Genomic DNA, 1,983 nt, shown 5'->3' with positions numbered 1-1,983 from the left:
CACCACCTCAGCGAATTCCTCAGGCGCCGCCAGCCGGCCATCCGGCAACACCGCCCACCCACCCGGCACCACATGCACACCCACGACCTGGATATGCGGCAGGTCAGGCACCAGTCCCCGGGCCCGGTCAATCACCTCTCCCGGATCAGCAAACCCCCCGAACAGCAACGGCTCCGCCCGCGCCACACCAGCCACCCGCGCCCGCGACTTAACCGGCCACGGCCTACCCCCCTCCGCAGACACGGAAATCGCCTTGCCTCGGCCGTCCTCCCAGCGCATAACCGGCACCCCGGCATCCCGCACGGTGCCCACCGCGACATCGTGTGTGGTTGTTGCCGCGGGCTGTGCGTCCCGAGCCACCGACCTCGTGTGCTCAACCGGTATCGCATCCGAAGCCACCGTCGTCTCAGCAAAGACCGGAACAGCTGCCGAGGAGTCCGCCCGGCCGACCAGACCCCTGCGTCCCCCAGTTGGCACCGAACCACCGGATCCGGCCACCGGCCTGGGACGAGAACCATCGGCGGCGAATACTGTCCAACGCGGGCCTCGCCCGTCCTGCCTCGGCGTCCACGCGACAACATCCCGCCCCACATCTCGCGCCAGAGCCGTTCCCCGCCCCTGCGACACCGTCACAGCCTTATCCGGATCGCCTTGGGACACCAGCACCACGGGGCCGCCAGTGGAATCCGCAACAACGCCCCGCACGAACTCCGCCAACCTGCCACCGGAGACTACATCCGCGGGCACCGGCACGCGGACCATGTGCGCTGGCAGGTCCGCAACTGGTGGCGTCGCCGGGTTCTGTTGCGGATACGGGGCCGCCTGCGATACCTCCGCCGGCAACGCTGCCGAATCCCCCGACACCGCAGGAGCATCCAGGCGATACGAATCCCCAATCTCCGCAACCGAATCCACACCGGAAGACCCACTCTGGCCGATCCAGTTATCCACCGAGGACTTATGCCCCGGGGGCACAGCGCCACCGTCCGGGTCCGCGACCGACCCAGACGCAGACGCAGACGCAGACGCAGACGCAGACCCAGACCCAGACCCAGACCCAGACCCAGACCCAGACCCAGACCCAGACCCAGACCCAGACCCAGACGTTATGGTCTTCGGTAGCGTGGCATCCCAAGGCAAGTCAGCAGCATGCGAGGTGACCGCCGGTGACTTCTCCGCCGCTGCATCTCGCTCCTGCGGTGAAACCACCTCCAACGGCCGGTCCCCTGGCGCTGTCTGCCCCGCTGCATCAGATGACACGACCCAATCTTCGCCAGGCAACCAGCGGTAGTCCGGAGGCGGTGTTACCGGCCTGTCCGGACCGGAACCCGCTGCCCCATCTGAATATGCCGGTGGTGGTGTGCCCGGCCGGTGCTGCCCGAAACCTGGCACGGCCGGAGCATCACTGGTTGTGTCTCCGTACTTGCCGACCGCAACACCGGGGGCCGGACCGGGGCCGGGCACCACCAGGTCATCACCAGAAGGCGCCGGCACCCCAGCCGAATCCACCGGACCGACCGGACCGAGCTGAAAAACAGAGTCCACATCGGACATCTTCGAGGCACCGGCAGGGGTTAATGTGTTGTCCTTGCCCGGGGAGCCAGGGGTATCCCCTGTCTGCGACCCAGGCCCTGCCCCCAGCAGCGGGGTTTTCTCCTCGTCGAGCCCGCCGCCGTCGGTGGTGGTGTCTGGATGTCGGCTGGTGTCGTCGAGGTAGGGGCTTGGGCCTTGCGGGTGCAGTTTGCCCCGCCACGCCAAGCCCGCCAGATTGCCCACACCGCTGGACACCGACTCGGACACGCCCGCCGTCAGCGAGAACGGGTTCCAGGTCACGTCCTGGCCCGTGGCCGCCTGATACCCGACCTCGCCGAACAACTCGCCCAGGCCGTCGGACAGCGCCTCCCCGATCCCGCTGCCGAACCGCGCCGACCACATGCCCCGCACCGACATTCCCGCATACACATCCAGGTGCTCCCCCACCAC

Annotated in this window: 1 protein-coding gene and 1 pseudogene; one reads left to right on the top strand and one right to left on the bottom strand. The window is 68.2% G+C overall.

The annotated features are described in order from the left end of the window. A pseudogene (locus tag ACWDKQ_RS35930) lies at positions 1-312 on the bottom strand (hypothetical protein); the annotation flags it as partial. A gap of 1,380 nt (positions 313-1,692) precedes the next feature. Here ACWDKQ_RS35930 and ACWDKQ_RS35925 point away from each other — a divergent pair. Further along, a partial coding sequence (locus ACWDKQ_RS35925) for a hypothetical protein (RefSeq protein WP_450143199.1) occupies positions 1,693-1,983 on the top strand: 291 nt, incomplete at its 3' end.

The organism is Saccharopolyspora sp. NPDC000995 (assembly GCF_053599315.1).
The sequence above is the reverse complement of the archived record's forward strand: the minus strand, read 5'-3'. Positions and strand labels throughout refer to the sequence as shown.